Source organism: Ruminiclostridium cellobioparum DSM 1351 = ATCC 15832 (genome assembly GCF_000621505.1).
GTDB lineage: Bacteria > Bacillota > Clostridia > Acetivibrionales > DSM-1351 > Ruminiclostridium > Ruminiclostridium cellobioparum.
Genome location: NZ_JHYD01000023.1, coordinates 14,631 through 39,949, shown reverse-complemented (window position 1 = coordinate 39,949; position 25,319 = coordinate 14,631). Strand labels below are relative to the sequence as shown.

25 protein-coding genes, 1 tRNA gene and 1 other annotated feature are annotated in these 25,319 nt (G+C 40.4%); of the genes, 23 read left to right on the top strand and 3 right to left on the bottom strand.

The window, feature by feature from the left end:
- The first annotated feature begins 152 nt into the window (after nucleotides 1-152).
- From T344_RS0108900 to T344_RS0108880, 5 genes are all read left to right on the top strand, one after another.
- Nucleotides 153-815: an HAD family hydrolase gene (locus tag T344_RS0108900; protein ID WP_027628409.1), complete on the top strand. Its 663-nt coding sequence runs from the start codon at nucleotides 153-155 to the stop codon at nucleotides 813-815.
- Nucleotides 816-885: 70 nt separating this feature from the next.
- Nucleotides 886-1,096 (top strand) — a binding site (T-box leader).
- A 133-nt stretch (nucleotides 1,097-1,229) separates the two neighbouring features.
- Nucleotides 1,230-3,869 (top strand): alanine--tRNA ligase, encoded by a 2,640-nt coding sequence (gene alaS / locus T344_RS0108895; RefSeq protein WP_027628408.1) that lies wholly within the window; start codon nucleotides 1,230-1,232, stop codon nucleotides 3,867-3,869.
- A 33-nt stretch (nucleotides 3,870-3,902) separates the two neighbouring features.
- Nucleotides 3,903-4,247 (top strand): histidine triad nucleotide-binding protein, encoded by a 345-nt coding sequence (locus T344_RS0108890; RefSeq protein ID WP_004622895.1) that lies wholly within the window; start codon nucleotides 3,903-3,905, stop codon nucleotides 4,245-4,247.
- Between the two features lie 153 nt (nucleotides 4,248-4,400).
- The gene (rpsU, locus tag T344_RS0108885) at nucleotides 4,401-4,577 is read left to right on the top strand and encodes a 30S ribosomal protein S21 (protein ID WP_004622093.1); all 177 of its coding nucleotides are present in this window, start codon (nucleotides 4,401-4,403) and stop codon (nucleotides 4,575-4,577) included.
- A 43-nt stretch (nucleotides 4,578-4,620) separates the two neighbouring features.
- Nucleotides 4,621-5,064 carry a GatB/YqeY domain-containing protein gene (locus tag T344_RS0108880; protein WP_027628407.1) on the top strand — a complete coding sequence of 148 codons (444 nt, stop codon included), beginning with the start codon at nucleotides 4,621-4,623 and terminating at the stop codon, nucleotides 5,062-5,064.
- Nucleotides 5,065-5,107: 43 nt separating this feature from the next.
- On the opposite strand, the gene T344_RS0108875 is transcribed toward T344_RS0108880, so the two are convergent.
- Nucleotides 5,108-5,995 carry an AraC family transcriptional regulator gene (locus T344_RS0108875; protein ID WP_004626881.1) on the bottom strand — a complete coding sequence of 296 codons (888 nt, stop codon included), beginning with the start codon at nucleotides 5,993-5,995 and terminating at the stop codon, nucleotides 5,108-5,110.
- 308 nt (nucleotides 5,996-6,303) lie between these two features.
- Here T344_RS0108875 and T344_RS0108870 point away from each other — a divergent pair, with 308 nt between their 5' ends.
- The 18 genes from T344_RS0108870 (at nucleotide 6,304) to T344_RS0108785 (ending at nucleotide 24,034) form a co-directional block, all read left to right on the top strand.
- The gene (locus tag T344_RS0108870) at nucleotides 6,304-8,070 is read left to right on the top strand and encodes a beta-L-arabinofuranosidase domain-containing protein (RefSeq protein ID WP_027628406.1); all 1,767 of its coding nucleotides are present in this window, start codon (nucleotides 6,304-6,306) and stop codon (nucleotides 8,068-8,070) included.
- Nucleotides 8,071-8,218: 148 nt separating this feature from the next.
- Nucleotides 8,219-9,565, top strand: a complete 1,347-nt coding sequence (locus tag T344_RS0108865) for an ABC transporter substrate-binding protein (RefSeq protein ID WP_027628405.1) — start codon at nucleotides 8,219-8,221, stop codon at nucleotides 9,563-9,565.
- Nucleotides 9,566-9,638: 73 nt separating this feature from the next.
- Nucleotides 9,639-10,529, top strand: a complete 891-nt coding sequence (locus tag T344_RS27890) for a carbohydrate ABC transporter permease (protein WP_004626978.1) — start codon at nucleotides 9,639-9,641, stop codon at nucleotides 10,527-10,529.
- 32 nt (nucleotides 10,530-10,561) lie between these two features.
- On the top strand, nucleotides 10,562-11,422 hold the full coding sequence (locus T344_RS0108855) for a carbohydrate ABC transporter permease (protein WP_004626866.1): 861 nt from the start codon (nucleotides 10,562-10,564) through the stop codon (nucleotides 11,420-11,422).
- Nucleotides 11,423-11,629: 207 nt separating this feature from the next.
- On the top strand, nucleotides 11,630-12,094 hold the full coding sequence (locus tag T344_RS0108850; protein WP_004626867.1) for a CYTH domain-containing protein: 465 nt from the start codon (nucleotides 11,630-11,632) through the stop codon (nucleotides 12,092-12,094).
- A gap of 90 nt (nucleotides 12,095-12,184) precedes the next feature.
- Nucleotides 12,185-12,436, top strand: a complete 252-nt coding sequence (locus T344_RS0108845) for a YkgJ family cysteine cluster protein (protein ID WP_084331163.1) — start codon at nucleotides 12,185-12,187, stop codon at nucleotides 12,434-12,436.
- A 49-nt stretch (nucleotides 12,437-12,485) separates the two neighbouring features.
- The gene (locus T344_RS0108840) at nucleotides 12,486-13,112 is read left to right on the top strand and encodes a DJ-1/PfpI family protein (RefSeq protein WP_242842045.1); all 627 of its coding nucleotides are present in this window, start codon (nucleotides 12,486-12,488) and stop codon (nucleotides 13,110-13,112) included.
- Nucleotides 13,113-13,160: 48 nt separating this feature from the next.
- The gene (gene ymfI / locus T344_RS0108835; RefSeq protein ID WP_313560508.1) at nucleotides 13,161-13,895 is read left to right on the top strand and encodes an elongation factor P 5-aminopentanone reductase; all 735 of its coding nucleotides are present in this window, start codon (nucleotides 13,161-13,163) and stop codon (nucleotides 13,893-13,895) included.
- Nucleotides 13,896-14,054: 159 nt separating this feature from the next.
- Nucleotides 14,055-14,831, top strand: a complete 777-nt coding sequence (locus T344_RS0108830; RefSeq protein WP_027628401.1) for a YciC family protein — start codon at nucleotides 14,055-14,057, stop codon at nucleotides 14,829-14,831.
- A 78-nt stretch (nucleotides 14,832-14,909) separates the two neighbouring features.
- Entirely contained in the window at nucleotides 14,910-16,235 is a 1,326-nt protein-coding gene (locus T344_RS0108825; protein WP_051571700.1) for an MFS transporter, read from the top strand.
- Between the two features lie 49 nt (nucleotides 16,236-16,284).
- A tRNA-Val gene (locus T344_RS0108820) sits at nucleotides 16,285-16,360 on the top strand.
- A gap of 418 nt (nucleotides 16,361-16,778) precedes the next feature.
- Nucleotides 16,779-17,324 (top strand): hypothetical protein, encoded by a 546-nt coding sequence (locus T344_RS29675; RefSeq protein WP_051571699.1) that lies wholly within the window; start codon nucleotides 16,779-16,781, stop codon nucleotides 17,322-17,324.
- A 293-nt stretch (nucleotides 17,325-17,617) separates the two neighbouring features.
- A complete protein-coding gene (locus T344_RS0108810; RefSeq protein ID WP_027628399.1) occupies nucleotides 17,618-18,631 on the top strand; it encodes a glycosyltransferase family 2 protein in 1,014 nt (337 codons plus the stop codon).
- A gap of 12 nt (nucleotides 18,632-18,643) precedes the next feature.
- Nucleotides 18,644-19,735: an FkbM family methyltransferase gene (locus T344_RS0108805; protein WP_027628398.1), complete on the top strand. Its 1,092-nt coding sequence runs from the start codon at nucleotides 18,644-18,646 to the stop codon at nucleotides 19,733-19,735.
- Between the two features lie 35 nt (nucleotides 19,736-19,770).
- A complete protein-coding gene (locus T344_RS0108800; RefSeq protein ID WP_027628397.1) occupies nucleotides 19,771-20,793 on the top strand; it encodes a polysaccharide biosynthesis protein in 1,023 nt (340 codons plus the stop codon).
- A 3-nt stretch (nucleotides 20,794-20,796) separates the two neighbouring features.
- Nucleotides 20,797-21,927: a non-hydrolyzing UDP-N-acetylglucosamine 2-epimerase gene (gene wecB / locus T344_RS0108795; RefSeq protein WP_027628396.1), complete on the top strand. Its 1,131-nt coding sequence runs from the start codon at nucleotides 20,797-20,799 to the stop codon at nucleotides 21,925-21,927.
- A 3-nt stretch (nucleotides 21,928-21,930) separates the two neighbouring features.
- Entirely contained in the window at nucleotides 21,931-22,797 is an 867-nt protein-coding gene (locus T344_RS0108790; RefSeq protein ID WP_027628395.1) for a sugar nucleotide-binding protein, read from the top strand.
- Nucleotides 22,798-23,029: 232 nt separating this feature from the next.
- Nucleotides 23,030-24,034, top strand: a complete 1,005-nt coding sequence (locus T344_RS0108785; protein ID WP_027628394.1) for a sodium:calcium antiporter — start codon at nucleotides 23,030-23,032, stop codon at nucleotides 24,032-24,034.
- A gap of 1 nt (nucleotide 24,035) precedes the next feature.
- Here T344_RS0108785 and T344_RS0108780 read toward each other — a convergent pair whose 3' ends face one another.
- Together T344_RS0108780 and T344_RS0108775 are read right to left on the bottom strand one after the other, a co-directional pair.
- Complete coding sequence (locus T344_RS0108780; RefSeq protein ID WP_027628393.1) at nucleotides 24,036-24,428, bottom strand: DUF4363 family protein; 393 nt, start codon at nucleotides 24,426-24,428, stop codon at nucleotides 24,036-24,038.
- Between the two features lie 24 nt (nucleotides 24,429-24,452).
- A complete protein-coding gene (locus T344_RS0108775; protein WP_027628392.1) occupies nucleotides 24,453-25,130 on the bottom strand; it encodes a YetF domain-containing protein in 678 nt (225 codons plus the stop codon).
- Nucleotides 25,131-25,319 lie beyond the last annotated feature (189 nt).

The following is a 25,319-nucleotide window of genomic DNA, read 5'->3' as shown; positions in this document are numbered from 1 at the left end:
TTTGTATTTGGAGCGCAATGAGGCCTCCTGCACAGAATAGCCAATAATATGATTCCCGGCGGGCATACGGCAAAATTGACGATTCCCGCCAGGAATTATATACTTTATAAAAAGGCGGATTTTAATCGGAGTATTGACTTATGGAGGTTATCATGAAATATAGAGCAGTAATATTTGATCTGGACGGTACATTGATCGATTCCCTTGAAGATCTGGCAGACAGTGCAAATGAAGCACTGGCAAAACATGGTTTTGCCAGCCATCCCACTGCTGCCTATAAAAAATTTGTAGGCAATGGGGTGAAACAGCTGATAAAAAAAGCTGTTCCGGCAGGTACAGGGGAAGAAATTGCTGACAGCATCCTGGCTGATTACAGAATTATCTACAACAATAATTATGTTAATAAAACAAAACCATATGGCAACATTCCTGAAATGTTGGGAAAGCTCAGGGCTGCAGGCATAAAAATGGCTGTCTGTTCAAATAAGCCTCACAGACCCACAAACGAGATTATTGAAAAGGTCCTTGGAAAAGGCTATTTTGAAGTTATTTTCGGCGAACGGGAGGGAGTACCGAGAAAACCTGATCCGGCAGCTCTTCTTGAAGCGGCGGAACATATGGGAATTACACCGGCCGAAGCCATTTATCTTGGAGATTCGGGGGGAGACATGATATCTGCACGGAATGCAGGAATGTGTGCGGCAGGCGCATTATGGGGCTTCAGGGAAAGAGAGGAACTGGAGGAATGCGGTTCACAGGTCCTGTTTTCAGATCCTCTGCAGCTGGTTGAGTTCATAGACCGGAATAATTCATAGTATTTCAAATTGTTTTAGTTTTGCAGCAACCTCTTGACATGCCATTGCAGGTTTGTATATAATTTTTGTGTAAATGGCATTGATGGAAAGAAGTAGCCTTATGTTTGCTGTCACAGAGAGGGAGCGCTTGGTGGAAGCTCCTGCAGGGTATATGGTGAAGCAGTTCCGGAGCTGCCTGTCGTTAAAAGGACAGGACGTGAAAACGGCGTTAACGTTTGTTCTAAGAGCCCCGTTCAGGGGAATTAGGGTGGTACCGCGTGAGAATATCTCTCGTCCCTTGTAAAAGTCAATTGACTTTGGGATGGGAGTTTTTTATTGTTATAGCTGAAAGTTCACGCATAAAAAATCTGCAAGCAGGTTTTCATTACTTTCATTACTATTGTGTCGCTGCATTGCAGCGGGATGGAGGATTAGATGCAGAAGTTAGGATTAAACGAGCTCAGAGAACGTTATCTCAGCTTTTTTGAAAGCAAAGGTCATTTGAGAATGGCAAGTGCACCGCTGGTGCCTAAAAATGACCCTAGCCTTTTACTTATCAATTCGGGAATGGCTCCGCTGAAGCCTTACTTTACAGGTCAGGAGGAACCGCCCAGGAAAAGGGTGACAACCTGTCAGAAGTGTATCAGAACTCCTGATATAGAGAATGTCGGAAAAACAGCGCGTCATGGAACTTATTTTGAAATGCTTGGGAATTTCTCCTTTGGAGATTATTTTAAAAAAGAAGCTATTCCATGGGCCTGGGAATTCTGTACCCAGGATCTGAAAATGCCGGTCGACAAGCTCTGGGTGACAATATATGAAGATGATGATGAAGCCTTTGAAATATGGAACAAGGATATAGGACTCCCTCCCGAGAGAATTGTCAGAATGGGAAAGAAGGATAACTTCTGGGAACACGGCATAGGTCCATGCGGCCCATGCTCGGAAATATATTTTGACAGAGGCCCCGAAAAGGGCTGCGGAAGCCCCGATTGCAAGGTGGGCTGTGAATGTGACCGCTATGTTGAATTCTGGAACAATGTGTTCACCCAGTTCAACAAAGACGAGCAGGGTAACTATACCAGACTTGCACATCCAAACATAGATACCGGCATGGGCCTGGAAAGACTTGCCTGTATATCCCAGGGCGTAGACAACCTCTTTGAGGTTGACACTGTGCTTAATATTTTGAATTATATATGCAGTATAGCAGGCGTTGAATATAAAAAATTCGAAAACACGGATGTATCAATCCGTGTAATAACCGACCACATCAGAAGCACCACAATGATGGTATGTGACGGAGTTCTCCCTTCAAATGAAGGCAGGGGCTATGTTTTAAGAAGACTGCTCAGAAGAGCGGCAAGACACGGAAGACTTCTTGGAATAAACAAGCCTTTCCTGTACGACGTTGCGATGGTAGTGATAAACGAATCCAGGGAAGCATATCCTGAACTTGCTGAAAAGGCCGAATACATCAAAAAGGTTATAAGAATTGAAGAAGAGCGCTTTGAGGCTACTGTTGACCAGGGGATAGTTATTCTGAATGAATTTATTTCTGAAATCAAGGAAAAGAAACAGGCGGTCCTTCCGGGAGAAATGGTATTCAAACTGCATGATACCTATGGTTTCCCATTGGATCTCACCAGGGAAATTGCAGAGGAAAACGGTCTTGGAACAGATGAGGACGGCTTTAAAAAGGAGATGGACGCCCAGAAGAAAAAGGCAAGGGATGCCCATAACAGCAAGGATACCTCTGCCTGGGCCGACAGCGTATTCGACAAGCTGGACAAAAGCCTCAAAACTGCCTTTACCGGGTATGAAACCACCTCTGCCGATGCAAAGATCCTCTACATTGTAAAAGACGGTGAGATTGCAGAAACGGCCCAGGAGGGGGATGAGGTTACAGTAATACTGGATAAAACCTCCTTCTATGCCGAAAGCGGCGGACAGGTGGGAGACACCGGTACAATAACCTCCGGTAACGGCAGGGTTAAGATCAGTGACTGTACAAAGACTGCCGACGGAAAATATCTGCATACCGGTGTTGTAGAAAGCGGTTTGATAGAAACAGGCAATCAGGTCACCGCACAGATAGATGTGAATAGAAGAATGGCGATCTGCAGAAACCACACAACTACACATTTATTGCACAAGGCGCTGAGAACAGTGCTTGGCGATCACGTTCACCAGGCGGGTTCACTTGTAGAACCAAACAAGCTCAGATTTGACTTCAGCCATTTCTCGGCTATGACGGCGGAGGAACTCAAAAGGGTTGAAGATATGACAAACCGGGCCATACTTGAAAGTATGGAGGTAAACGTCAGGGAAATGCCCATAGAAGAAGCAAAGAAGCTTGGAGCCATGGCTCTGTTCGGAGAGAAATACGGAGACACCGTCAGAGTTGTAAAGGTTGAGGATTACAGCATAGAATTCTGCGGCGGCACTCATTTGAAGAACACAGCGCAGGCAGGGCTGGTAAAGATATTGGGAGAAAGCGGTGTAGCAGCCGGTGTGAGGAGATTGGAAGCCCTTACCGGTGAAGCCGCCATCAGATACTATGCCGAGAAGGAAAACCTGTTAAACGAGGTTTCACAGGCCTTGAAGGCTTCCCCCCAGGACAGTCTGAAAAAGGTTGAAGCTCTCGGACAGGAACTTAAGAATGCTGAAAAGGAAATTGAGCAGCTTCGCAACAGGCTGGTGAGCGGCGAGGCCGATGAAGTTATTTCAAAAGCTGTTGAAGTCAAGGGCGTTAAAGTAATTACCGCACGCTTCGATACTCTTGATATAGACGGGCTCAGAAATACAGGGGATATGCTTAAAAACAAGCTGGAATCCGGCGTTGTCGTATTGGGCTCAAGCTATGGAGACAAGGTCAGTTTTATAGTGACTGCTACAAGGGATGTTCTGGCAAAAGGCGTTCATTCGGGAAATATCATCAAGGAAGTTGCAAAACTTGCAGGCGGCGGAGGGGGCGGTCGTCCTGACATGGCACAGGCCGGCGGAAAGGATGCATCAAAGATAAATGATGCGCTGAAGGCTGCAATTCCTGTTATTGAGGCACAAATAAAGTAATATGGAAGAAGTAATATGGAAAGGAGCTTTATTATGAGCGATTGTATTTTTTGTAAAATAATCAACAGAGAGATTCCATCCAAACCGGTTTATGAAAACGACAGGGTATATGCTTTTCATGATATCAATCCGGAGGCACCTGTTCACGTTCTCATAGTACCCAAGGAGCATATAGCTTCCCATAATGAATTAACAGTTGAGAATGTTGGAATAATGAAAGATATACATCTTGCAGCAAATGAAATAGCAAAACAATTAGGTGTGGCGGAGACCGGCTACCGGCTTATAAACAACTGCGGAACCCATGCAGGCCAGACGGTTTTCCACCTCCACTATCACCTTGTGGGCGGTAAACCCATGGGCAGCAAAATACTGTAAGTTATGTGCTTATATAAATAAATGTTGACACTTTTTTGAAAAATATTATATAATATACTGTGTGCTGTATTTAGCTTGATTCCCTATAGTATTTATATAAATACTACGGCTTATTCCCGGCACAATTGTTACCATCGGAGGGAGGGAAGTTGTGTGTCTGAAGTAAGAGTTAAAGAGAATGAGTCTTTAGATAGTGCTCTCAAAAGGTTTAAGAGATCTTGTGCTAAATCAGGTGTTTTGGCCGAGGTTAGAAAGAGAGAACATTACGAGAAGCCAAGTGTTAAGAGAAAAAAGAAATCTGAAGCTGCAAGGAAAAGAAAATTCAAATAATATTGTGACAGTAGTAGCTTATAGTAAATAGGAGATATTTATCATGTCACTAAAAGATTTGCTTCTACAGGATTTAAAAGATGCCATGAAGGATGGCGATAGTGTTAAAAAAACCGCTGTTCAGATGGCAAGGTCGGCAGTGCTTCAGGTTGAAAAGGATACAAAGGTCACCCTTGACGATGATGGTATAGTTGAGATTATTGCTAAGGAAGTAAAGAAGAGAATGGATACCTTGCCTGACTTTGAGAAAAGCGGCAGGGACGATCTTATAGATAATCTAAAGGCTGAAATTGAAGTATTGAGAAAATATTTACCACAGCAGTTGAGTGAAGCTGAGATTGAGAATATTGTCAGAAATGCGGTATCTTCAACCGGTGCCACTTCCGCTAAGGATATCGGAAAGGTAATGCAGGCTGTTATGCCTGAAACCAGAGGCAAAGCCGACGGTAAATTGGTTAACCAGATTGTAAAAAAATTATTAGGATAAAGAAAAGCCCGATATATTTCGGGCTTTTCTTTATAATCCTGCATCAGTGGTTGTTTAAATGTGTGTAATAAAATGCATTTCTATACTGCGTTGGAGTCAGATGTTCATGTTTTTTGAATAACTTCATAAAATATTTCTCGTCATCAAATCCCAGGTGATAGGAGATTTCCTTAATGCTGTAATTGGTATTTACCAGCATTTCTTTGGCTTTTGACAACTTTCTGTCATTAATGTATCTCAATAGGCTCATTCCGGTCTTTTGTTTGAATATCCGGTTAAAGTAATCCACATTATAATTATATTTATCTGCAATATCGGATATATGAATTGATTTTTTTATATTTATACGTATCCATTCCAAAACCGAATTAAAAACACTGCTGTTAATGTCATTGCCCATATTTGATTTATAGTAGTTTAAAATAGTCAGCTCTGTAATTTCAAGGGCCAATGAGGTCAGAAACAAATTGGTTTGATATTTTGTATGGCGGTTAAAGCTTTGGGAGTGGATCAATTGTCTGAATAAAATATGAATTATTTCGATTGATTCAAATGCTTGGAATAATGGCAACAGTACAACTTGCTGATCAAAATTGTTAAATCTCATCAGTGAAAACTCATTTGAAAGATCTTTTTCATCCAATATCTCATAGGGAGTTTGGGAGTAGAAATGACACCAATAATAAGAGACAACTTCTTCTGAAACCTTATAGCCCTCATGTACGGTTTGCGGCATAAGGAGCAGCGTACTGCCCGGAGAAATTTCAAAACACTCTTGAGCCTGCTGAATATATGCTGTTCCCTCAATTCCATATATTATGACAAAGCTGTCAATATTGCGTTTAGCATGACACCATTCTCCTTTAGATATGAATCTGCCACTTGAAATATAGGAGAGAGGAGTACTTATGTCAAACTTTACAAATTTCACAAAGTTCACCACCTATAATTAATTTCAAAACTAAGCATATGTAAACATAAATTTAGTATATCATAAACCATTATTTACTTCCATAAGTAAAAAAGTGTATCTTTCCATGGAATTAAAATTATATGGTTATACTAATGTTGTCTTATAACTTAAAATCCTGCTGATCTCAATGTTCCCATATAAAAGTAGGTTTTAGCCACCTATTCTAACTTTTTTACTACTGATAAAAAGAATTTCATGATGATATAATGATTTTGAAATTTAGACATGTCTTACACAAATCTCGCTATTCAAGGAGGGTATTTCCAATGCCAGAATATCTCGGCGCAAAGCAGATGGAATTGACACCCAGCGTTTTCACAGAAAGATTTGATATCAATAAAGCCTATCTTATGAGCCTGAAAAATGAGAAACTCTTGCAAAACTATTATATGCAGGCAGGTATTTTTGGCAGAATCATTGAGACTGATAAAAATACCGTACCCGATATCCATTGGGGCTGGGAGTCCCCGTGCTGTCAGTTGAGGGGACACTTCCTGGGACACTGGCTTTCGGCAGCCGCCAGGGTATATAAACAGACCGGTGATGAAGAAGTCCGGGGAAAAGCTGTTAATATAGTAAAACAGCTTGCCGTATGCCAGCAGGAAAATGGCGGGATATGGGCCGGTTCCATTCCTGAACAATATATGGAATGGGTTGTAAGAAAAAAGAAGGTCTGGGCACCTCAATATACGGTCCATAAAACATTAATGGGTTTAGTGGATATGTACAGGTATGCAGGCGACGAGACTTCATTGAAAATTGCGGACACCTGGGCCGACTGGTTTTTTGATTGGAGCGGTAATTTTACCAGGGAACAAATGGATGACATTCTTGATGTTGAAACCGGTGCAATGCTTGAGGTATGGGCAGACCTGTATGGAATAACAAAGAATGATAAATATCTGGAATTGATCAAACGTTATGACAGACCAAGGCTTTTTGAAAATTTATTGAACGGGATAGAGACCGTAAGCGGAAAACATGCCAATACAACTATTGTTGAAATACACGGTGCAGCCCGGATTTATGAAGTGACCGGAATCGAAAGATACAGAAAAATCGTAGAAGCATACTGGAAACAAACGGTGGAGGATCTGGGATACTTCTGCACGGGAGGCCAGACAACCGCCGAAGTATGGACCCAGCCCGGGGTGCAGAGCACTATGCTCAGCGAGACAAACCAGGAGCACTGTGTCGTATACAATATGATAAGGCTTGCGGATTTTCTTTACAGATGGTCGAAGGAAGTCAAATATCTGGATTATATCGAGAGAAATATATATAATGGGCTATTTGCACAGCAAAATATTGAGACCGGCATGGTAATATACTATCTGCCGCTTCAATGCGGTGCAAAAAAGAAATGGGGTTCACCCACTCATGATTTTTGGTGCTGTCACGGAACTCTTTTGCAGGCACACACTCTTTATACAGATTTAAGTATATATAAAAACGGAGAAGAACTTGTCTTTGCACAGTATATTCCTTCAAAGCTGGTATATGACAAAAATGGAACCAGTGTTGGAATAGAGCAGAATTATTTAAAAGGGAAAGAAACGTGGAAGCTGCCTGACAACAGCAATATACACATCAGCATAAAGACCGGGCAGCCTGTAAAATTACCGTTGACATTCAGAATACCATGGTGGGCCGGTGATAACTTCAGTGTGAAAGTGGACGGACACAGGCTGAAGGATTTAGAGGTCAAAAACGGTTTTATAACAATTGAACAAACATGGCATGACAACATAGTCCAGCTTGAATTTATAAAAAAGCTATGGGTCTGCCCTGCTGATGATAACCCGAACCTTGTGGCATTCATGTACGGACCGGTTGTTCTTGCAGGCCTTACAGCCGAGGCAAGAACATTGTACAAAAAAGGCCTGTCTGCTGAAGACCTTCTGATTGGGTGCAATAAGAATGCGTGGGAGGATGTTTCGTTTTACACCGTAAATCAGGATGTAAATGTGAAATTTATACCTCTGTATAATGTTAAGGATGAGATATATACCACATACTTTTCCATAGAATAATAAAAAAATATAACAGAAGCATTTGTTTTGGTTTTCTTTGCCGCTTTAAACAGCGGCAATTAAGGTAGGATTAAATAATAAAGCTGGGTCTTAAAGTGGGGAAGTTATTATTTAATCAGGCCTAAATAAAAATTAAAGGGGGATTACCATGAAAAGGTATTTGGCATTATTACTTGCAACTCTGTGTATGTTTTCTTTTGTTATTGCAGGCTGTGGTTCGGATGACAAAGCAGGTGTATCGGCTGCATCAGGCACAGGGGATGCATCTGCAGGTCAATCGCAAAGTGCGTCATCCGATGCCGGGACGGCTCAGGAACTTAGCGGTAAAATCAGTTTCATGAGCTGGGGCGAGGAAGACGAAAGATTGCTTTATGAGAAAGTACTGGAGAATTTCCAGGCCAAGAATCCAAAAGTTAAAGTAAACTATATGTTTACCCCAAATGACTATTATACCAAGCTTTCCACCATGGTAGCCGGGAATTCGACACCGGATGTATTCTGGCTGCTTCAATCCAAAGTACCTGAGTATGTTAAATCAGGAGCTTGTGCCGTTCTGGATCCATATATTCAAAAATACCCTGAACTGACGGCCGATTTGGTTGACGGACTTTTGAAGTATGGGCAGGTTGACGGTAAAACATATACTATTCCCAAGGATTGGGCAGCAATAAATATGTATGTGAACGTTGATCTTTTTAAAAAGGCTAATATTGAGATACCGACCAGTGATTGGACCATGGAGCAATATGTGGATCTGGCAAAGAAACTTACTGTAACCGAGAATGGCAAGATTGTTCAGTATGGGGCTGAAGCAGACAACTACTGGGCATTCTGGATGACTTTCGCTTCATCATACGGGGGACAATGGTTCAAGGACGGAAAGTCAAACTTCAGTGATCCGTCGGTCTTAAAAGGTATGAACGTCATGTATGATATCATCAAAAACAAGACGGCACCGTCACCTTCGGCACTGTCGTCAATCGGACAGGGTTCGGACCAATTATTCCTGACGGGTAAAATTGCCATGTATCCTTCGGGCAGATGGTTTGTCCCAACCTGCAGAAATGATGCTGATTTTGAATGGACGGCAATTGAAATGCCAAAGGGTACGACTCGTATAAATCCTGTTATTTCAGGTACTCTGGCTATGGGTGAAAAGAGTGGGAACAAGGATGCGGCCATTGGCCTTATCAGATATTTTCTGAGTGAGGAAGGTCTTGGAATAACAATGGCCGGAGGATTGTCAATGCCTCCTTATAAGAAAATGCTTGATAATGAAAAGATAGTTACTACTCCTCCTGATGCAGCACCGTTTAAGGCAACGGCTTCATACATAGAAACAGAGACTCAATACAATGCAGCAGCAACGGGTTTATACACAAAATTCCAGGATATTATAACTCCTGAACTGGACAATGCTTTCAACGGCAGTCAGACAATGGAACAGGCAGCTGCCAATATAGACAAAAAAGCAAATACTGAATTGTTTAAGTAGAATAATTTAAATTTTATAGACAATATAAGAAGGAGGTTTTCCTTCTTATATTGTCATCTAAAGAGGTGGCAATATGAAAGCTAGCAAAAAGACGGTTCTGAAACGGAATATTGATGGATATGCGTTTGCAGCACCTGCTCTGATCGGACTATTTGTTTTTACCTTATATCCGCTTGTTTGTTCTATATTTTACAGTTTTACGGATTGGAATATTTTATCCGATGCCAAATTCATAGGCTTTGACAATTATACAAAACTCATCAGCGATGAAGTATTTCTCATAAGCCTGAAAAATACATTAAAATGGGTTGTAATATATGTCCCGCTGTCCTTGATAATATCTTTCGGACTTGCGTTAATAGCCGAGCTGCCGATAAAAGGCGTCAATGCATTCAGAGCCATCTTTTACCTTCCTGTTGTATGCCCGCTTATTGTAATTGCACTGCTGTTTACCTGGCTTTATAATACCGAATTCGGTTTGATAAATTATGGACTATCCTTATTTGGAATAGGACCTGTGGGCTGGCTTACCAATCCTAATCTGGCCATTTTCAGCATTGCATTAATGAGTGTGTGGAAAATGGCAGGCTATAACATGGTTGTTTTATTAGCGGGACTGCAGGCTGTGCCCAGATCGGTTTATGAGGCTTCGGAGTTGGATGGTATCAAGTCATATCAGAAAATCTGGTTTATAAAGCTTCCTTTAATAATGCCTGCCATTTATTTTGTGGTGGTATATGCAATAATAAATGCGTTTCAGGTATTTACCGAAATTTTTACAATGACAAGAGGAGGCCCGGGAAATTCCACCAACACGCTGGTTTATTATTTGTATACAAAAGCATTTACCCATAATGAAATGGGATATGCAAGCGCAATAGCAATAATCATGGCTATTATTATAATGATTGTAACAGTGCTGCAGAAGTATGTTTTAGGCAGTAAAGTTCAGTATGAAACCTAATTGACTATCTGTAGCGGAGAGGGTGGCTTTTTGTGGATAATGCAGTTAATACAAGGAGTAGAAATAAAAAGAAGGCAGTATTGGTAATAGCATATATTATACTTGTTTTATTTGTTTTATTTGATCTGATTCCTTTGATATGGATGATTTTGTGTTCCTTCAAATCGAGAACCGAGATAATGACATTCCCGCCTGCAATTTTTCCCTCCGAATGGAGATTTGATAATTATGTCAAGGCATGGAATGCATATGGTCTCAGTTTTACACGTATGTTCATAAATACATTTACAATAGTAATTCCCGGAACATTTTTTACCGTATTGAGTGCAACTCTTGCTGCGTACTCATTTGCACGCATAAAATTCTGGGGCAGGGATTTTTTGTTCGCTTTGTTTCTTTTATCTTTGATGATACCTGACTCGGTTGTCCTGATACCAAGGTTTATATTCTTCAAAAACCTTGGTTTTCAGGATTCGCTCTGGCCTATTATAATTCCGATGTTATTCGGATACGGACTGCCGGTATTTCTTGGAAGACAGTTTTTTATGACCATACCGCAGGATCTGGAGGATTCGGCTACCATTGACGGCTGCGGGAGGTTAAGAGCGTGGGCCAATATTTTTGTTCCACTGTCAAAGCCTATTATAGCAACAATTACAGTCTTTACGTTCCAGAGCTATTACAATGACTTTTTATACCCGCTGGTATACATAAATTCAACGAGCAAATTTACTATCCAGCTGGGACTGAGTGCTTTCAGAGGAGAACACACTACCAGGTTTGATCTGCTCATGGCGGCTTCGGTGTTCTGTCTCATTCCAATTCTGATAATTTATATGTTTGCCCAGAGATATTTTGTAGAAGGAATTGTAACTACCGGATTAAAGGGATAGACAATTAAGGGGAGTTTAAAATTTATGTTTTTATGCCGCATATCCAGTGTGATGTGCGGCTTTTCATCGTCCGGAAAAACAAGCATTTGCCTTTTAAATGCCAACAATTATTCTTTCGTTATATTTGCTAATAGAAAAACATTTTGCACTGAGCTATAATTATATCATTGAGAATTAATTGATTGATTCCAAAAAGGAGAAACATAAATGCCGGTAGAAATAGAACGGAAATTTCTGGTTAAAAATGATGATTACAAAATACATGCAAAGCCGGTATTGTTCAAACAGGGTTATTTGTCTGTAGAGAGCGGCAGAACGGTGCGGATAAGGACTTATGACAATAAGGGTTTTATAACTGTAAAAGGGAAGGCCCAGTCCTTTACAAGGGATGAATTTGAATATGAAATTCCGGCGGACGAAGCGGATATGATACTTGACAACCTTTGTATAAGGCCGCTGATAGAGAAGATACGTCATTTTGCAGTATATGGGGGAAATGAGTGGGTTATTGACGAATTCCTCGGAGTAAATAAAGGACTTGTTGTAGCCGAAATAGAATTGAAATCTGAGGAACAGTTTTTTGAAAGACCTGATTGGCTGGGTGAAGAAGTTACTTTTGACAGGAAATACGGGAACTCTCATCTGGTGAGAAAGCCTTACAGTGAATGGTAGCCGGACAACAACCAATAACATGAATAATGTTTTAGCTGCATAGAAGCTGCAATGCCATGGCCATTGAGAAGAAGGAGGTGCCGCCGGAATATGGACTGCAGAGATGGCTGCGGAGCCTGCTGTATATCACCGTCAATTTCATCTCCGATTCCGGGGATGCCTCACGGAAAACCTGCCGGTGTAAAATGTATACAGCTTGACGATAATTATAGGTGCAAGCTCTTTGGAAAACCGGAAAGGCCTGCTGTTTGCTCCAGCCTGAGACCTTCGGTGGAAATGTGCGGAGGCTCACGGCAGGAAGCTGTGGGTTACCTGGATTTACTTGAAATACAAACAAAATAGAACCGGGGCAATGAACTCAGCAAATCAACAGTTGTATTGCAGGTGTCCGGTGAAGAGGATAGAAATCAATAAAATGAAGAATGGAGTGAGATGGACCATGGGCAAAATATTAGTGTTTATGTATAATGATATGGCTGATTTTGAAGTCATATATGCAACCCACCTGTTAGGACATGAACTCTCAAAGGAGATAGTTCCGTGTGCTTACCATATGGAACCCGTGAAAAGCAAGGGAGGCATGGTATTTTTACCTTCGGTTACAGTGGCCGGGGCAAAGGTTGAAGACTATGAAGGCTTCATCATACCGGGAGGCTGGAATCCTGTGGTAAGAGAGGAAATGCTTGAATTGATCAGGGGATTTTACAACAGCGGAAAACTTCTGGCTGCAATCTGCGCAGGCCCGCGTTTTCTGGCAAAGGCAGGTATACTTGATAAGGTCAAATATACTACGTCCATAGTGGAATGGAATGAAATGAGAAGGGCACAGTTTAAGGAAGAAGATCCCTTCCCCAGGGGTAATTTTGTCAATGCGAGAGTGGTCCGGGACGGCAGTGTTATTACCTCCAAGGGTATATCCTTTGTGGATTTTGCTGTTGAAGTTGCCGATTACTTCGGCCAGTTTAAGGATGAGGCAGAAAAACAGGCCTTTTTCAATACAATTACCGGACGTGAGTGATGGACGACGGCATATTGCAAATATATTTTATGAAAATGGGAGATTGATATGGGGCAAACCGTTTTGGTCACAGGTGCATCCAGAGGGATCGGGCAGGATATTGCCCGGCTTTTTGCTGCCCGGGACTATAATGTCGCTATAAATTACAACACCAGCAGCCAGGCGGCGGAATGCCTGCTGAAGGAGCTGCGAAAAGCCGGTTGCAGGGCAATTGCCGTACAGGCGGATGTTTCGCAGGAGGAACAGGTGGAAAATATGCTAAACAGCATAAATAAATGTTTCGGCGACATAGATATATTGATCAACAATGCGGGTATAGCGAGGCAGCAGCTGTTTACCGACATTTCGCCGGGAGAGTGGGACAGGATGTTCGAGGTCAATGTTAAAGGTATGTTTCTCTGCGCACGGGGGGTATTACCGGCTATGATAAGGAAGCAGCGGGGAAAGATAATCAATATTTCATCCATATGGGGTATTGCCGGTGCATCCTGCGAGGTGCTCTATTCATCAACAAAAGCTGCTGTCATTGGGATGACAAAAGCTCTTGCCAAGGAATTGGGTCCGTCAAACATTCAGGTTAATTGTGTTGCACCGGGGGTAATAGCTACAGATATGAATTCCGGTTTGGACCAGGCTGCCATTGAAGATCTGAAGGATCAGACTCCCCTTGGCGTGATAGGGAGAGGAATTGATGTTGCAGAGACGGTATATTTCCTGGCATCAGACAAATCTGATTTTATAACAGGTCAGGTGATAAGTCCCAACGGAGGCTTCCTGATTTGAATTTAATTAACTAAAATTTTAGAGCAGTTTAGTTTACTTATAAGCTTGTTTTTTCAGGACAATAAGGTATACTAAGCTAGTATGTTTTAAATTGAATTGCATTTTGATTTATGTATGGCTTTTTGCTGTATTTACATAATTTCCGGGAGGAAAGGTATTATGGATAATTCTTCAGGAGTAAAACGATTTTTTGAATATCTTCCTGTCTGTATTAAATTTCATAAACTGAAAAGTGAGGGACTTGCCCGATTGATTTTTGTGCTTGTACTTTTTTGTCAGATGGCAGGGAGTTATATTCAGCATAGAATATTGAATCAGATATCTTCTGAGGATTTTGATTTACTTATGTCGGCATTGACAACGGTAACCACTGCACAACAGGGAAATGCGGCTGAAAAAGTGATTTCACCTGCTCTTTTGGTATTGGGGGTTACACTGGTAATAAAATTGATAACCAACCTGTTCTTATCTGTATATCTATACTCATATATTTCAGAGCTGAGGGGAAAGACAACAGGTATTTTATCTGGATTTAAGGGAGCTTTCAAGCATCTGGGCAGGCTTATAATCTACAATATACTCTTTGGATTATTGGTCATGATGGGCTTGATGTTCTTTATCATCCCCGGAATAATTGCATATATCGTCTTTATTTTTGGTTTCTGCTATGTTGTGGATTTAAAATTAAATGTAGCTGATGCATTTACAGCCAGCAGTGATATTACCAGGAATAAAAAAGTTCAAATAGCCAGTGTTTTTATTGGATTTTATCTGATGTTTGAATTACCCATTGCTTTGGTGATATCAGGCAGCACACTTGGTTCAGCTTATCTGGCTTCTTTTTTCAGCACTATTGCAGGATTGATTCTTCAGAGACTCATAGCCCAGTTGTATATGGATCTGGAGTATAAAAGCGAACGATCTGCCAAGTCATAATTATTTCATATAAATTTTTATATATAATTTTTCGTCGTATAATTTTGTCGCAGCATATTTATAGTGGGGGCTACATACATGGGCATAAGGTATATTTTTGACAAACTTGGTCTTATCAATAGGACTGTAACTGACGATAACCTGGAACTCAGCAGACGGAGATTTGTGCTTGAGGGCTGTCTTGCAAATGCTATTTTTACATTGACCAGCGGTGCCTTTTTAGTGGGCTATGCCAGTTACCTGGGAGCTAATGAGCAGTTTAACGGAATAATAGTGGCTCTTCCGCTGTTGGCTAATATAATACAGTTGTTCAGTCCTCTCGTGTTTGAGAAACTGTCAAGGAGAAGACCTCTTATTGTAGCTTTATGCCTGTTTTACAGGACACTTTTATGCCTGATGATGTTTATCCCCTTTGTAACCGACAGTAAGCCTGCAAGGCTGCTGATTTTAGGAGGCATGTATTTTCTGGCCTATTGTGCGGCAGGATTTTTGACACCTGCCGCTGCCAGCTGGATAATCAGCCTTGTTCCTGATAAGCTGCGGGGAAGATATTTTGGCTTGAGGGATATGTGTATACTTGCCTCGGCAGCAGTACTATCCCTGGTGATGGGCAGGGTTTTGGACCTGTTTAAATCAAACCGGCAGGATTATCTGGGATTTGTGGTGGTATTTTCGGTTGCGTTGGTTATTACACTGTTTAATGTTTTAACCTTGAAAAGGATCAGGGAACCTGAGGTCAAGCCATATGATCAAAATCTGGACATAAAAGGCCTTATTTCCATTCCTCTGAGGGACAAGCAGTTCCGAAAGGTTGTGCTGCTCAATATTCTATGGAATTTAAGCGTACAGTTTTCGCTGCCGTTTTTTTCGGTATATATGGTTAATGGCTTGAAACTCTCATATACGTATATAATGGTTATTGGAATAATATTATCCTGTGTTCAATCTTATTCGGCAAGAATATGGGGCCGGATCTCGGAAAAGAAGAGCTGGGAATTTACTACGGTTGCTTCAATGGCAGTATTGGGCGTAGTTCATGTTACCTGGAGCTTCATTAACCATAATACCTATTTTGTTATAATTCCTTTTGTTCAGGTGCTTGCGGGTATAGGCTGGGCAGGAGTTAATATGTCCCTGTTTAATATTCAGTTTAAATATGCTCCTCAGGAGGGAAGGACGGTATTTATAGGCTTTAATGCGGCTTTAGCCGGAGCAGCCGGGTTTTTCAGCGCTCTTATGGGCTCATTTGTTGTGGGAGCTTTGAGCGGTATAAAGATAGATATTAAGGTGACAGTTTTGGATAATATGTTAATTGTTTTTGGAATATCGGGATTGATGATCCTTTGCTGTGCCGCATATTTCTCCTGGTGTTTTAAAGATAAAAAAGATGAATTGATATCTTGACAAAGTCGTTAACTCCATATATTATAGTTGTTGTATCAAATTTATGTAAGGGCAATTAACTCAGCTGGTAGAGTGTCATCTTGACGTGGTGAAAGTCACAGGTTCGAGTCCTGTATTGCCCACCAAATTATAACTCCCATAGATAGCTTTTTTCTGAAAGTATAAAGCGGTATGACTATCCGGTAATGAGGGTGGCTTTTGGGGGTAGCAGAGTAAATTCCAGCAAATATGGTTCAAATCCGTACCTTATTCTTTTTAATCAGTTGACTTAATATATCATTCTAATCCTATTTTTGGGTCTATCTTTTAATAACATCAGCTATACTAAATAAAGTATTTTTTAAAGTACTATCTCCTGAAAATTCTGTCTTTGACTTTGTATTATGTTGAAATTGGCCGTGCAGCCTTCAATGGTTATATGTTATATTATTACATGGCAGAAAAGAAATGGGACATATAAGTAAATATATGGCATAAAGCTTGAAAACGGATAGATATAAACTATCTATCCGTGATATAATTATTTTCTGGAGGGGTATGCTCATGGAAGAAACGTTAAAACTCATTCTTGAGAAGTTAAGCGGTATGGAGTCAGATATAAAGGAATTAAAGCTAGGTCAAGAAGGATTAGTTCAAGGACAAAAAGAATTATTCCAGGGTCAAGAAGGATTAGTTCAAGGACAAAAAGAATTATTCCAGGGTCAAGAAGAATTATTCCGGGGTCAAAAAGAATTATTCCAGGGACAAAAAGAATTATTTCAGGGACAAGAAGGATTAGTTCAAGGACAAAAAGAATTATTCCAGGGTCAAGAAGGATTAGTTCAAGGACAAAAAGAATTATTCCAGGGTCAAGAAGGATTAGTTCAAGGGCAAAAAGAATTATTTCAGGGACAAAAAGAATTATTTCAGGGACAAAAAAATTTGGAATTATCTCAAATTAAATTGTCTGATAAACTGGATGCCTTTGAGAAGCAGACAATGAAGCGTTTTAATGAACTGGATAGTAAAATAGCAAGCATCAATGATGCGGTTGCCGACTTGATGGAATTCAGGACAGATACCGAAAGTAAACTCAAAAAAATAAAATAGTTAATATATAGGCAAGGTTATAACCCTTGCTTTTATTTTGTTATTTTTTAAATCATGAGCAGGGGGGCAGTTCAGCAACCCTGCTTTTATAATTTGTCAAATATGGCTGGGCTGTATTTTACAACTTAGAAGTGATTATGGGCTTTCAGGCGAAAGTAATTAACCTAAGAAAATTTAAATTACTGTAACAAAATCTATTATTAATCCATAACTTATTACTAAATAAATATGCTTTACGCCTGGTATATTGAAAACCGGCTTAATACAAATAAGAGGTGTGGGAGGAAAGTCCTTTGTGCTTGCCATTGGTTACTGTCGGGATCATTAATTATAATTGTATTAAATTTTTAGAGAATTGTGTTGAGTCATATCTTAACCAGTCATACAGGAATTTAGAAATAATTATTATCGATGACTGCTCTACCGATGGCTCCATTGAAATACTTAAGGAATTGGAACAATGCAATGAAACCGTAAGGTGCATTTATCATGAGAAAAACAGCGGCGGTCCTTCGCAGGCCATCCAGGAAATTATTCAGCAGGCGGGAGGAAAGTATTTTCAATGGATTGCATCCGATGACTATGTTCAGGTCGATGCCATTGAAAAATTCGTTGACTATTTGGAAAAAACCAATAATGATTATGTTTATTGCAATTTTAAGATCATAAATGAAAATAATGAATTCACATCCTGCTGGAATTATTCTCATCCCACACTTGATGACATGGTCGGCAGCATATTTGCAAACGCCTCTGGGGTTATTCCCATGAACGGTTTGTACAGACTTGATTTTTTCCGAAAAAGCGGTATTACCTGGAGTATATACAGGAACAATGACCATTCCTGCGATACCATAAACTCACTCAATTTTATCAGGAATGGCATGAAATACGGAATGATAAATGAAAGCCTGATTTATTACAGGCTGCACCAAAGCAACTGTTCCCATAACCTGGAGGAAAGAATCAAGTCATCCCTGGTAGTGTATGACTATATCATTAAAAATTTTAATGAAGCTGCATATTTGCCTGCCATAGAGTGGAGCAGCTCAGAAAACAGGGAACAGCTTAAAAACTATTCAATCGCCTCACATTTTTATAAAAAAATAACCGAATATATGAATTTGGGGGGAATACCCCGCCATTTAAAACACACCATCAGTAAAGAGCAGATAAAAGAATGCATGCGTGTCTTTATAGACGAAGGAATGCTGTATATTCACCAGGGGCTGACACAGGGAGATACTTTACGAAATGAATTGGTTGAGCTGGAAACAGAGTATAAAAATCTTCTGAATGAATCGTAAAGGGTAATCAATATGATGGAAATGTTGGAACAGATATGCGGCATGGAAACCGGAGATAAAGATAAAATATACACTGACTTAATTGAATCCTTTCAGAAAGGTAATATAGTGTTATATGGTGCCGGAGGCATCGGGTATATTACAAGCTGCATTTTAAAAGAAAAAGCCTGTAACATACACTGCTTTGTTGATGATAACAAAACCAAACAGGGAACATATGTCAACGGAATAAAGGTCATATCCCTTGAAGAACTGGGCCGGGATGCGGGATATGGATATATTGTCCTCATATGTATTCCCAACCCTATGGATGTTTATCATAGGCTCATAAGCCTGGGTTACAAGAAGGTTCAATATTTCCCTGTAATGATGTGGGAAAAGAATTTTTATAATATCTCTCTGCTTAAAGAGAACCGGGATAAAATTGACGCCGTATATGAATTTTTGGCCGACAGCCTTTCCAGATCAGTATTCATGAATATTTTGAAACACAGGATTACCATGGATTTTTCAATCCTTGATAATATTATAAGTCAGAAACAGTATTTTCCTTCGGATATATTTGTCTTGAACGACAGGGAGTGTTTTGTTGACGGAGGAGTGTACAACGGAGAGACCATAGCTGATTTTGTTAACAGCGTTGATAATAAATTTGATTACATATATGGTTTTGAACCAGATAAACAAAATTTCAGCAATTTAACAAAAAGTGTTGCGCATATGGATTGCAACCGTCTGAAGCTGTTTAATGCGGGTCTGTATTCGAAAGCCGGAGAAATAAGCTTTGACAGCCATGGAAACAGCGCCTCGGCTATTTCCGATACCGGCGGGGATAATATCTCACTGGTCAGGCTTGATGATGTGGTAGGGGAGCATAAACCGACATATATAAAGCTGGATATTGAAGGGGCTGAGAAAGAAGCTCTTTATGGAATGCAAAACACAATCGCTGAAAATCATCCAAAGCTTGCCATATCAATTTATCATAAAGCTGCCGATTTATGGGAGCTGCCCTTGCTTATCCGGACCCTGCCGGCCTCCTATAATATTTATATCAGACATTATTCAAACGGCCTGCACGAAACGGTTTGTTACGCCATATAGCAACTATTTGCACAACTGGCGGGATGGGAGATTATATGTTTACCGGAAAAACTTTGCTTATCACCGGAGGGACCGGTTCCTTCGGCAATGCCGTACTTAATAAATTTATTAATACCGATATTAAAGAAATCCGTATATTCAGCAGAGATGAGAAAAAGCAGTATGACATGCGGCGTGAACTGAACAATGAGAAGGTTAAATTTTATATCGGAGATGTGAGAGATTACAACTCCATATACAAAGCATTAAAGGGCGTGGACTTTGTTTTCCATGCGGCTGCGTTAAAACAGGTGCCCTCCTGCGAGTTTTATCCCATGGAGGCAGTCAGGACCAATATAATCGGAACTGAGAATCTTCTGAATACAGCTATTGAAAATAAAGTAAAGAAGGTAATTGTATTAAGCACCGACAAAGCTGTCTACCCGATCAATGCCATGGGAATGTCCAAAGCGCTGCTTGAAAAGGTAATGGTGGCTACCTCAAGAAATGTAAATGAAGATGAAACGGTTTTGTGCGGAACCAGGTACGGCAACGTAATGGCTTCCAGAGGGTCGGTTATACCGTTGTTTGTCCGGCAGATAGCCGAAGGGTCGCCTTTGACTGTCACAGATCCAAATATGACAAGGTTTATGATGTCACTGGAAAATGCCATTGATTTAGTACTTTATGCCTTCAATAATGCAAAGCAGGGGGACATATTTGTCCAAAAAGCACCCGCTGCAACAATACTGGAGCTGGCTGAGGCACTGAAGGATATTTTCAATGCCGGGAATGAAATAAGGACTATAGGCACCCGCCACGGCGAAAAATTATACGAGACACTATTGACAAGGGAAGAGATGTCAATAGCTGAAGATCTGGGGGATTACTACAGAATACCGGCAGACAACAGGGATCTCAACTATGATAAGTATATCAGCTGCGGCAACAGCAGGACAGCCGGTTTAAGCGATTACAATTCCCATAATACCCGGAGGCTCACCGGTGATGAGCTAAAGAAGCTGCTCCTGAGCCTGGATTATATCCAAAAGGAATTAAAACAAATAAAAGGGGTTTGACATATGCTGAAAGTGATGACCATAGTGGGCACCCGGCCGGAAATCATTAAATTGAGCAGAGTCATTGACAGGCTTGATAAATGTACCGAGCATATACTTGTCCATACCGGACAGAATTTTGACTATGAACTTAATGAGATATTTTTTGAAGAAATGCGCATAAGAAAGCCTCAGTACTATTTAAATTCTGCCGGAAAATCATCTGTTGAGACAATTGCAAAGGTTCTGATCAAGGCAGATGAAGTTTTAGAAGCCGAGAAGCCTGATGCAGTCCTGATTTATGGAGATACAAACAGCTGCCTGTCCGTCATCGCCGCCAAGAGGAAAAAGATACCAATATTTCATATGGAAGCCGGAAACCGCTGCTTTGACCAGAGAGTGCCCGAAGAAATAAACCGTAAAATAGTCGATCATTTAAGCGATATCAATATGCCCATATCGGAGCATGCAAGAAGGTATTTGCTCCAGGAGGGCATTAAAGGTGAGACTGTCATAAAAACCGGTTCATCAATGCTGGAAGTGCTGGAATTTTATAAAAATGACATTGATAAATCCCAGGTACTGGCCAGGATGAAGCTTCAGCCAAAAGGATATTTTGTGGTCAGCGCACATAGGGAGGAAAATATTGATTCGGATATGAATTTCAAGGCTTTTATTGAAAGCTTGAACACCATTGCCTCAGAATACGGTAAAAGAATTATCGTATCAACTCATCCAAGAACCATGAAGAAAGTAATGCTGCTGGATAAAGCTCTCTTGGATCCTAAAATCCAGTGGATTAAGCCATTGGGTTTCTTTGACTACATAAAACTCCAGACAAATGCATTTTGCGTAATATCGGACAGCGGAACCATTATGGAAGAGGCTTCCCTGCTTTCCTTTCCTGCCGTTACCATTCGAAATGCCCATGAGAGGCCTGAGGGCATGGATGAAGGGGTGCTTATATTATCCGGTCTCAAGGCAGACAGGGTATTGCAGTCGGTGGATATTGCAACAGGCGTTACGGGCGGTAAAGCCCCAGCCGGAAAGCCGGTTGAGGACTACAATGTTTCCAATGTATCTGATAAGGTGGTAAAAATTATTATGAGCTATACGGATTATGTCAACCGGACGGTGTGGAGGAGGACGGATTAGCAGATGGGCAGGAAAAAAATATTGGTACTGGGTTCCACAGGAATGGCAGGGCATGTTATGACTGCCTTCTTTGAAGAGAGTGGGGCCTATGATGTTTTTAATCTTGCACATAAGAAAAAGCTGAATGAAAAATCATATTTGTGTGATGCGGCTGATTTTATTAAGCTTGGAGTATTTCTGGATAAAGAGGACTTCGATGTCATTATAAATTGTATTGGTATTTTAAACCGGAATGCCACAGACTTTAAGGACAGGGCAATTTTGTTGAATTCCTATCTGCCGCACTTTTTGGAAGTCCGGTTCAGAGACTCCCGCACCAAAATTGTCCATTTAAGTACCGATTGCGTATTTTCAGGCAAAACAGGTTCCTATACAGAAAACTCCTTTAAAGACGGAGACACATATTATGACCGGACCAAGGCCATAGGGGAGATAGGTGAAGGCCGTAATTTAACGTTCAGAACCTCCATAATCGGGCCTGATATAAATTATGACGGGATTGGACTTTTTAATTGGTTCATGAAGTCCAAAGGAAAGATAAACGGCTATGTAAATGCAATTTGGACCGGCATTACAACCATTGAGCTGGCAAAAGCCGTGGAACAGGCTGTAATAAATGACCTGTCCGGGATATACCATTTGGTTTCGACCCAAAGCATAAATAAATATGAGCTGCTTTTGCTCTTTAAAGAAGTTTTCAATAGAAATGATGTGTATATAGACAAGTATTTTAATGATCTGGTAGATAAAAGTCTCATCAATACCCGTCATGATTTTGATTATCAGGTACCGGATTATAAAATTATGATATCCGGGATGAAGGCTTGGATTTTGGCCCACCCAGCCTTTTATCCGCATTATATTGTATAGCTGTCACATCTGTTAATCCATATTAATAGTAATTCCATGCTGCTTTATTTCCCATATATTCAACAATTATCAGTTAAATAATTGTTGAATATATTTTTGTAATGATTTCAGCTGCCCCTCTCATATTATTATACAAGCACATAAGTTAACTGATACAAATCACGGGTTTGGTATACAGTAGCAAAATGACGGAAATACCGAAGGCAACGTCTGAAGGGAATAGGGATGAAAAATGCTGCAGAATATTATTATACTTGTTTTAAGTCTTGGGATAATACTTACCGGTTGTGAATTGTTTACCAACGGAATAGAATGGCTGGGTAAAAAACTTAATGTGGGAGACGGCGTGGTGGGCAGTATTTTTTCGGCTGTAGGCACCTGCTTGCCTGAAACGCTGATTCCCATTATTGCACTCCTGTTTTCAAAAGGCTCGGAATCTGTGGATATAGGCATCGGAGCAATTGTGGGCGCACCATTTATGCTTTCCACACTGGCCTTCTTTATTACCGGTTTAAGTGCTGTTGTATTTGCCGGCAGGCGAAAAACAGGACATATACTCAATGTAAATCTTGAGATATTGAGCAGGGATATCTCATTTTTTGTGATAGTTTATACAGGAATGATTTTAGCCTCAATCATCACTTTTGGGGTGGTTAAAAATGCATTTGCCTTCATACTGATAGGGTGTTATGTGTACTATGTTTTTAAAACCGTTAACGGTGACAGTTCCAGTGATGAGGAGGTTGATGACCTCACCTTTGCAAAGGCTTTTAATACAAAAGCCAATATTTTTGTCATATCACTTCAGGTTATGGTTGCACTGACAGTGATCATTGTGGGGGCGGAACTTTTCGTCAGTAATATTGAAGTGGTCTCAAAGGGCTTTGGAATATCAACACTGGCCCTGTCAATAGTCATAACTCCCATAGCAACCGAGCTGCCTGAAAAGTTTAACAGTGTCATATGGATCAGCAAAAGCAAGGATACCCTTTCCCTTGGAAATATAACAGGTGCGATGGTATTTCAGAGCTGTATACCTGTTTCCATCGGTATCCTTGCCACATGCTGGAGACTTGACACCATCACTCTGGTAAGCGCATTGCTTGCGCTGTGCTCGGCGCTGGTAACCTTCCTCTGGATAAAGGTAAAGAGACAGCTGAGTCCAATACCTCTATTATCAGGAGGCCTGTTTTATATCTTTTTTATTATATTCCTGGTAGAGAGGGGCTTTAAATAATTCAGAAGATATTCTCAAAAGTAAAGCTTTCCTTTTTGGGTATGTGCAGTATATAATACTTCAAAGCCTCCAGTTCAGCCAGTGCAGAGGAGTAATCCTCGCTTTCCACATACATTTTGGTTTTGGTAAAGGAATCGTCAATATTATCAATTTCAAAATGGTCTACAAGCATGGCCCAGTAATATTTTGTCCTATCCCAGTTTTTATTGAATTCCTCAAGCTGCTTTTCTGCAGAGGTCCATTGTTTGTCCGAGACTGATTTACTGGCCGAAATAACCGAATATTCCAGGATTCCTGCCGATCTTTCAAGGTAATAAAGAGTTAATGAACCTGAAAGAATTATGACTATCAATAATATGGAAATGAGGATAATTGTTTTTGTATTGGTGTTCATAATGTGCAGCTCACTCCTTTGGAATTATTTTTTTTCCTTTGCCTGGCAGAATAATTTTCCGTCTGAATCGACACTTGCAAAGAAAACATCCCCTATCCTGTTTATCCCTATTTTGTTCAATTCCATCTCGAGAGTCTCTTTATCCAGGTTTGTCCTTTTTAAATTTTTTGTTATCAGCTGTCCGTCGATTATCAAATCAATTGCCGGTGCCTCATACTTGACTGACAGATTTAAATCCTCCGGAGTCACATTTCTTTTAGCCGCCTTCGGTACCACACTCAACTGTCCGTTGGTTTCCAAAATTGCATATTCCACGTCTGCAATATCATATATATCCTTGTTTCGAAGCTGTTCAAGCAAATCATTCAAGGTATACAGCTCGTTGCGGAATACCTGTTCATTGATTTTACCGGCTGAAATAAGAATACTTGGCCTGCCGCAGATAATTTCTCTGGCTTTTGTACTTTTCAAGGCTACAAAGGAAATAAATATTTGGGCAGCCAGCATGGTCAATATGGGTATAATGCCGTTCACCAGGGGAATCCCGGTATTTTGCATAGGCACCGAGGCAAGCTCGGAGATCATAATGGCAACTGCAAGCTCAAAAGGCTGCAATTCTCCAATCTGCCTTTTTCCCATTATTCTCATTGCAATAATAACAATAATATACAAAACCAAAGTTCTTATAAAAACAACTAACAATTTTATTAACCTCTTTCCATTTGAATGATAAGTTTATTATTTAATAATAGCCGAAAAAAATACTTGAATTTTTTAGTTGTATTGAGCCTGACGATATTTTACCTGAGAAGTACAATATTATTAGCTATTTGAAGAAAAAGAGAGATATTTGTACAAATATCCAGCCAATTTATACTTTAATAATTCATA

Coding starts and splice junctions, on each gene's coding strand:
- T344_RS0108790 (WP_027628395.1), top strand. CDS start 21,931: ATGGGCAGGAAAAAAATATTGGTACTGGGTTCCACAGGAATGGCAGGG.
- ymfI (WP_313560508.1), top strand. CDS start 13,161: ATGGGGCAAACCGTTTTGGTCACAGGTGCATCCAGAGGGATCGGGCAG.
- T344_RS0108890 (WP_004622895.1), top strand. CDS start 3,903: ATGAGCGATTGTATTTTTTGTAAAATAATCAACAGAGAGATTCCATCC.
- T344_RS0108850 (WP_004626867.1), top strand. CDS start 11,630: ATGCCGGTAGAAATAGAACGGAAATTTCTGGTTAAAAATGATGATTAC.
- T344_RS0108800 (WP_027628397.1), top strand. CDS start 19,771: ATGTTTACCGGAAAAACTTTGCTTATCACCGGAGGGACCGGTTCCTTC.
- T344_RS27890 (WP_004626978.1), top strand. CDS start 9,639: ATGAAAGCTAGCAAAAAGACGGTTCTGAAACGGAATATTGATGGATAT.
- T344_RS0108780 (WP_027628393.1), bottom strand. CDS start 24,428: ATGAACACCAATACAAAAACAATTATCCTCATTTCCATATTATTGATA.
- T344_RS0108845 (WP_084331163.1), top strand. CDS start 12,185: ATGGACTGCAGAGATGGCTGCGGAGCCTGCTGTATATCACCGTCAATT.
- T344_RS0108865 (WP_027628405.1), top strand. CDS start 8,219: ATGAAAAGGTATTTGGCATTATTACTTGCAACTCTGTGTATGTTTTCT.
- T344_RS0108785 (WP_027628394.1), top strand. CDS start 23,030: ATGCTGCAGAATATTATTATACTTGTTTTAAGTCTTGGGATAATACTT.
- T344_RS0108805 (WP_027628398.1), top strand. CDS start 18,644: ATGATGGAAATGTTGGAACAGATATGCGGCATGGAAACCGGAGATAAA.
- T344_RS0108830 (WP_027628401.1), top strand. CDS start 14,055: ATGGATAATTCTTCAGGAGTAAAACGATTTTTTGAATATCTTCCTGTC.
- wecB (WP_027628396.1), top strand. CDS start 20,797: ATGCTGAAAGTGATGACCATAGTGGGCACCCGGCCGGAAATCATTAAA.
- alaS (WP_027628408.1), top strand. CDS start 1,230: ATGCAGAAGTTAGGATTAAACGAGCTCAGAGAACGTTATCTCAGCTTT.
- T344_RS0108880 (WP_027628407.1), top strand. CDS start 4,621: ATGTCACTAAAAGATTTGCTTCTACAGGATTTAAAAGATGCCATGAAG.
- T344_RS29675 (WP_051571699.1), top strand. CDS start 16,779: ATGGAAGAAACGTTAAAACTCATTCTTGAGAAGTTAAGCGGTATGGAG.
- T344_RS0108825 (WP_051571700.1), top strand. CDS start 14,910: ATGGGCATAAGGTATATTTTTGACAAACTTGGTCTTATCAATAGGACT.
- T344_RS0108900 (WP_027628409.1), top strand. CDS start 153: ATGAAATATAGAGCAGTAATATTTGATCTGGACGGTACATTGATCGAT.
- T344_RS0108870 (WP_027628406.1), top strand. CDS start 6,304: ATGCCAGAATATCTCGGCGCAAAGCAGATGGAATTGACACCCAGCGTT.